Consider the following 6,730-nt stretch of genomic DNA (forward strand, 5'->3'; position numbering starts at 1 on the left):
GCTGGGGGTCGACGTGAACAGGGGCGAGCCGGGGTCGCGGTAGCGGTCCTGGTAGCTGCGGTCCACCAGAAGGCGCGGCGCCGTGCCCGGGGCCGAGGGGTTGATGGCGTAGCGCCGCTCCCACCGCGTGTTCCACCACTCGGAGGTGACGATGGCCAGGTCCGGCCGCCCCCACCAGATGCCGCCGTACCGGTGCTCCAGGTCCATGATGCGCGTGGGCTGGGCCGTGAACGGCGCGTCGAGCGAGAGCACCCGGTCGCGCACCGCCGCCTGCCGCCGCGGATCGCCGCCGTCCTGCGCCTCGGCCCACACCAGCGTGGCGGGCGCGTCGGACCGCCACTCCACGCTGCGCGGGCCCACGGGCACCGCGTCGAACGACGAGGGCAGGTCGTCGGTCAGGGGGATGTCGGCGACCAGCTTCACCTGGCGCCCCGACATGTCCCACACCGCCGTCTCCATGGGAAAGTTGGAGGCGGGAACGATGTAGCTGAAGGGCCGCTTCGCGCGGCGCACCAGCAGAAAGCGCCCGTCGGGCGAGGGGCTGAAGTTGAAGAAGATCCCCGGCTGCCCCACGTCGGTCGGGGCGCCGCCCGCCACGGAAACGCGGCTGAGCTGCGCGGTGAAGTAGTACTCGAACAGCCGCTCGTCGGATGGGTTCTGCAGCAGGTCCTGGTAGGTGCGCACCGGCGCCGTTCGCCCGGCGTTCTCCTGCACGATGGGCGCGCTGGGCACCTCCGACGCGCGCGGCGGCTCGCCCCGGGTGGGCACCACGCGGGCCACGATGAGCCCCGAGTTGTCGGGAAGCCAGCGGAAGGGCGAGCCGATGGTGGCGTTCAGCTCGGCGCCCGTCAGCCGGCGCGCCTGGCCGCTGGCCACCTCGGCCACCCACAGCTCCAGCCCGTTGCCCACCACGTTCACGAACGCCAGCGAGCGCCCGTCCGGCGACCACTGGGGATAGGCAACGCGCGCCCCCGCCGGCAGCTGCACGGCGCGCGAGCGTCCCGTCGCCAGGTCCTGGAAGGTGATGCTGGTGCTGTACGACGCGCGGGTGGCGCTGATGCCGTTGGTGCGCGGGCTGATGCGGAAGCCGCCCAGCCGCAGCTCCGGCTCGGCCATGGTGGCGATGCTGGGCAGCCCCTCGCGCCCCAGCAGCACCAGCGTCTGCCGGTCGCGCCCCACGAGTACGGTGGGCGTGGGCTGCGCGTCGATGATGGCCGGGATGGGGGCGGGCGGCGTCAGGTAGCCGTCCTGCGCGGCCGCGGGCGCCGCGAAGGCGGCCACCGTGGCGGCCAGCGCCAGGGGCCGCCGGAGGAGAGTGGGTTTCATCGGGCACGTCGGGGCACGGGGCACGCCGGGCCGCCCCCGGAAAAGGAGGCGGCGCTGGAACGAACGTCCAGCCAATCTGCGCCGATGCCCGCCGGTGCGAAAGGCCGTTCGTGGGGGCCCGTCCGGCATGGATCGTGAAAGGTGGGGCAGGCTCAACCCGACCTTAGGAGAGACGCCATGGCAGGCAAGCGACCCGACCAGTACAACATCGACCCGCGCGAAGCGGGCGCCACCGACTACAAGACCCTGCCCCAGGTAGGCCACGGCCAGGGATCGCAGGACGAGACCACGTCGGGCGACAAGCACGCGATGGCGCAGCAGGCCGCCTCGTCCGGCATTCCGTTCAACCCCGCGCACCCGGCGCCCTCGGTTCACGCGCGCGCCGGCCGCCCCGTGGGCGAGGATAGCGACGTGGCGGAAGAGGGCAAGGAGCGCGAGGCGCGCGGCAACACCGACCCGCGCGACGAGGGAGTCGGCGCATGACCACGGAGCGGACGGCCGGCCCCGGCCCGCGCAAGGAGATCGGCGGGCCGGAGAACTCGCAGGTGCACCCGCCCCACGTGACGGAGAACGATCGTGGCGCGCAGGTGCAGGGTTCCACGCAGGCGCCCAACGAGGTGCCCGCGCTGCCGGCCAACGCGCACGGCCAGGACGTCGTTCCGCCCACCGCCGGCGCCGACTACATCGACGACGAGAGCATGTACGAAAAGCGCCCGGCCGAGGACAAGAACCACCACCCGGACGACGACATGCCCTGACGGGAGCGGCGCGAACCGGTCTGGCGCTCTCCGCGGCGCCAGGCCACTCGTTGGATGGGGGCCAGACAGGCATGCGCCGGTCTGGCCTCTTTCACGCGGGGGACTGACGGGGGACCCCGAATGGGGTATCTTCCGCGTCTTCCCCGAGGGTGCCCCGGGCTCCGCTGGGGCGACTGAAGTCGCGGCAACGACGGCCCGAAGTCCGCCTTCGCGGACTGCCTCCCCCGGCCGCGCCGGCACGCGTCCATCCTCTCACACACAGCGTGGGCGAGGGAAGTTCACTTCGGGGCTTGGGTGCGCGGAGGCGGGGCTCGGCGCGTCCGCGGCCGCCCCCCATCCCCAGCCCTTCCCCCGCAAACTGCGCGGGGGAAGGGAGCCAGGCCGGCGCGCTCCGGCGAGTGCCATCCAACGTCAGGGTCGCGCGGGCCGGAGCGGGCCTGTGCAAGGCACCTCGCAGCCGCACCGAGTTAGCTCCTCTCCCCCGTGCAGTTTACGGGGGAGAGGTTGGGAGAGGGGGGCGGCCAGGGGCATGCGCCGGCCCAACCGAAGCGCACCAGCCCGAAGCCCCCGCTCGAAGTTCCCCCCTCTCCCGGCGCAGTTTGCCGGGGGAGGGGCCGGGGGAGGGGGCTCCCGCGGCATGCGCCGACCCCAGCCTCACCCCGCCCGAAGTTCCCCCCCTCTCCGCACAGCAGTACCGTGCGGGGAGGGGGCCGGGGGGTGGGGCGGGCTGGGGGAGGGGGGAACCCCGTCCGCATCGTAAACCTGTTCGTCCAGCCCCTTCGCGATCGCCCGCACCCCGCCTTGATCATCGCCCCAAACACCTGCCGCAATCGCCCGCGGTACACACTTTGCCAGCGCAAACAAACCCCTTGACCCACAAGATGTAGGGGTGTATCCTCTGACTCACGCTAGATGTGGTGTCGCACGGGTCTGGTGAACGGCCCGTCCGGAGTCGCGTCCAAAGCCCTTGAAGTAGCTCGTGTTCGCCGCCATCTGACCACCGCCAACGCAGCCCAGGAGTGCCACGAATGACCCCTCCCTCCGCCGCCCCCACCACCGCGGGCATCGACCTGCCCCGCGCCGAACTGTCCGACAACGCGCGCATCGTCCTGGCCAAGCGCTACCTGCGCAAGGACGACAACGGCAAGCCCGTCGAGGAGCCGGAGGAGATGTTCTGGCGCGTGGCGCACACCATCGCCAGCGCCGACGCCCGCTACGGCGCCGGCACCGAGCAGGTGAACGCGCTCGCCCGCGAGTTCTACCTGCTGATGACGCGCCGCCTGTTCGAGCCCAACTCGCCCACGCTCATGAACGCCGGCCGCCCCCTGGGCCAGCTTTCCGCCTGCTTCGTGCTCCCCGTGGACGATTCGCTCAGCAACGGCCAGAGCGGCGTGTACGACACCCTGCGCTCCATGGCCATGGTGCACCAGTCCGGCGGCGGCACCGGCTTCTCGTTCAGCCGCATTCGCCCCACCGGCGACATCGTCCGCAGCACCACGGGCGTGGCCAGCGGGCCCATCAGCTTCATGTCGCTGTACGATGCGTCCACCGAGGTGGTGAAGCAGGGCGGCACGCGCCGCGGCGCCAACATGGGCATCCTGCGCGTGGACCATCCCAACGTCGAAGAGTTCATCGACTGCAAGCAGGACATCACCAAGATCACCAATTTCAACATCTCCGTGGCCATCACCGACGCCTTCATGCGCGCGGTGGACAAGGGCGAGGAGTACGACCTGGTGAACCCGCGCACGGGCGAGCTCGCCGGCAAGAAGGACGCGCGGCAGATCTTCGATAAGATCGTCCAGAACGCGTGGCGCACGGGCGAGCCGGGGGTGTTCTTCATCGACCGCGCGAACTTCTACAACCCGGTGCCGCACCTGGGCGCGTACGAGGCCACCAACCCGTGCGGCGAGCAGCCCCTGCTGCCGTACGACGTGTGCAACCTGGGCTCGGTGAACGTGGGCGCCTTCGTGCGCGACGACGTGCCCGCCACGGCCGACTGGTACGAGCGCATCGACTGGAAGGAGTACCGCCGGGTGACGCGCCTGGCCACGCACTTCCTGGACAACGTCATCGACGCCAACCAGTACCCGCTGCCGGAGATCACCGACCTGGCCAACCGCATCCGCCGCATCGGCCTGGGCGTGATGGGCTTTGCCGACCTGCTGGTGCGCCTGGGCATTCCCTACAACAGCCCCGAGGGCGTGGAAGTGGGCCGCCGGGTGATGGAGTTCCTGGACGAGGAGAGCAAGAAGGCGTCGGAGACGCTGGCCGAGAAGCGCGGCGCCTTCCCCGAGTGGGAAAAGAGCATCTGGGGCCCGGACGAGACGGCCGCGCGCGCGCCCAACGGCGAGCGCATCCGCGAGGTCCGCAAGCTGCGCAACTGCAACGTGACGACGGTGGCGCCCACGGGCACCATCTCCATCTTCGCCGGCTGCTCGTCGGGCATCGAGCCGCTGTTTGCCGTGGCCTTCATGCGCAACCAGGCCGGCTCGCTGATGCCCGACGTCAACGAGGATTTCGTCAAGGCGGCCCAGGACGGCGGCTGGTACAGCGCCGAGCTGATGGAGCGCATTGCCCGCGAGGGGCACATCCACTTCGCCGAGGTGCCCGAGTCGGTGCAGCGCGCCTTTTCGACGGCGCACGACATCACCCCCGAGTGGCACGTGCGGATGCAGGCGGCCTTCCAGGAGCACTGCGACAGCGCCATCAGCAAGACGACCAACTTCCCCAACGAGGCTACGGTCGAGGACGTCCGCAAGATCTACGAGCTGGCGTTCGCGCTGGGCACCAAGGGTGTAACGGTGTACCGCGACGGCAGCCGCGACGGGCAGGTGCTGTCGACGGGCGCCACCAAGACGCCGGCGCAGCAGGCCGAGGACGTGGCCAGGGCGGCCGAGATCGGCGCCAGGGCGGCGGAGCAGGCGGAGCGCATCGCCAAGCTGGAGCGCGAGATGGCGCGCCTGCGCGGCGAGCTGAGCCAGGCCGAGCAGGTGGCCACCCAGGCGCGCCGGCACAAGCGCAAGCGGCCCAACGTGCTCAAGGGCACCACGCGCAAGATGAACTCGCCGCTGGGCGACGTGTTCGTCACCATCAACGAGGACCGCGAGGGGCACGAGTTCGAGGTGTTCGCCACGCTGGGCAAGGCGGGCTCCGTCGCCATGGCCGACGTGGAGGCCATCGGCCGCTTGATTTCGCTGGCGCTGCGCTTCGGCATTCCCGTGGGCGACGTGTACCAGCAGCTCCGCGGCATCAGCTCCGACCGCGCGGTGGGCTTCGGCGAGAACAAGGTGCTCTCGGTGCCCGATGCCATCGCCCAGGCGCTGGGGCTTCACCAGCGCGAAAAGGCGGGGATCCAGCAGGAGCTGATTCCCGAGGTGGTGGGCGGGGCCACGGAGGTGGTGACGCTGCCGGAGACGCTGGAGCAGCCGCAGCTGTCGCTGATGAACTACGCGTCCGAGGCCGAGACCTTCATGGGCACCTGCCCCGACTGCAGCAGCCAGCTGGAGTTCGCCGAAGGTTGCAAGAAGTGCCACGCCTGCGGCTACTCGGAGTGCGGGTGATCGCGGGATAGCGGCTGGCTTGGGCTGGCGAGATCAGCCCGGGCGGGCTGTGCAACGGTTGGTGGGGTGAATTGGGTGGGGAGGGTCTTCGGTCTCGGCCGGAGGCCCTCCGTTCTGTCGCCGGAGACGTCCTCCTGCCCGTGCGCCAAGTCAGGTATAGCCTATTCGCATTGAAAGATAGAGGTAGCTCTCTTGAACGTTTCTGAAACGCGGTTATTCAGGCGCCTGCAAGAGCAAGCTGTTCCTGACCCTGACGTACGGAGCCTGATTGCTGTTGTTGAGCGGATTTTCCGCGAGTGTGAGGATCGGTTGAAGAGTGTTCTTCGGTATATGCCGCAGTACACTCTCCACGACGCGGTTCACATTCATCGCGTCGTCGATCTGATGGGACGACTGATCCCCGACCGGGTTCTGAGCCGATTGCAGCCTCTCGAAATTGCATCGCTTATCCTCGTCGCCGGGCTACACGATATTGGGATGGCACCAGCGGAAGACGAGGTTCGGGCATTGCTCGAACTGCCATCGGACGCTGCGGAGCCCTCCATTGAAGCTGTGCGTTATCGAGCCGTGCGGCACTCGCATCCAGAGCTACTTCGGCGTCAAGCGGAGTTGCGCAACGGTGGAAATCACAATGCTGCTGGTAACATCGAGGCCTTCTTCCTTTCTGAGTATATCAGAGAAACCCATGCAGAACGAAGCCGTCAGTACGTCTTTGAGCGCCACCATGCTGATCTGAGATACCGAAACTTCGCTTTCGTCCACCTTATTGCTGACGTCTGCTTTAGCCACACGCAACCTATCGAGTACCTGACCGCGCTACCTGTTGATCAACTGCTTGGTGGCGGGGAGTACGCCAATTTCAGGTTCATCGCAATCCTCCTCAGAGTGGCCGACATCTTGGATTTCGATGCTGAGAGGACGCCGCAGGTACTCTTTCAGCAACTAGGCGTCCGTGATTCGGTGAGCATCTCGGAGTGGCGGAAGCACTCAGCAATAAGTGGTTGGGACGTTCGCCCCGAATATCTCGCTTATACTGCTCAGTGCCCGGATCCTGTCATCGAGAAATCGATTCGTGATTTTCTC

The 6,730-nt window shown here is 68.6% G+C and carries 5 protein-coding genes; 4 read left to right on the forward strand and 1 reads right to left on the reverse strand.

Annotation, left to right across the window (positions count from 1 at the left end; translation table 11 throughout):
- The coding region (locus VIB55_RS22095) for a TolB family protein (protein WP_331878842.1) at positions 1-1,326 on the reverse strand (1,326 nt) is incomplete at its 3' end.
- A 177-nt stretch (positions 1,327-1,503) separates the two neighbouring features.
- Between VIB55_RS22095 and VIB55_RS22100 the strand changes: the two genes are divergently transcribed.
- The 4 genes from VIB55_RS22100 to VIB55_RS22115 all read left to right on the forward strand — a co-directional run.
- On the forward strand, positions 1,504-1,809 hold the full coding sequence (locus VIB55_RS22100; protein WP_331878843.1) for a hypothetical protein: 306 nt from the start codon (positions 1,504-1,506) through the stop codon (positions 1,807-1,809).
- Positions 1,806-2,084 (forward strand): hypothetical protein, encoded by a 279-nt coding sequence (locus VIB55_RS22105; protein WP_331878844.1) that lies wholly within the window; start codon positions 1,806-1,808, stop codon positions 2,082-2,084. The genes VIB55_RS22100 and VIB55_RS22105 overlap by 4 nt, the downstream gene beginning before the upstream one ends.
- A gap of 1,028 nt (positions 2,085-3,112) precedes the next feature.
- Positions 3,113-5,647, forward strand: a complete 2,535-nt coding sequence (locus VIB55_RS22110) for a vitamin B12-dependent ribonucleotide reductase (RefSeq protein ID WP_331878845.1) — start codon at positions 3,113-3,115, stop codon at positions 5,645-5,647.
- Positions 5,648-5,839: 192 nt separating this feature from the next.
- Positions 5,840-6,730 (forward strand): HD domain-containing protein (locus VIB55_RS22115; protein ID WP_331878846.1); only part of this gene is annotated, 891 nt, incomplete at its 3' end.

This window comes from Longimicrobium sp. (genome assembly GCF_036554565.1).
Taxonomy (GTDB): domain Bacteria; phylum Gemmatimonadota; class Gemmatimonadetes; order Longimicrobiales; family Longimicrobiaceae; genus Longimicrobium.

Bases quoted from the DNA above. Each gene is read 5' to 3' on its own strand.
- VIB55_RS22100 (WP_331878843.1), top strand. From the start codon at position 1,504: ATGGCAGGCAAGCGACCCGACCAGTACAACATCGACCCGCGCGAAGCG.
- VIB55_RS22105 (WP_331878844.1), top strand. From the start codon at position 1,806: ATGACCACGGAGCGGACGGCCGGCCCCGGCCCGCGCAAGGAGATCGGC.
- VIB55_RS22110 (WP_331878845.1), top strand. From the start codon at position 3,113: ATGACCCCTCCCTCCGCCGCCCCCACCACCGCGGGCATCGACCTGCCC.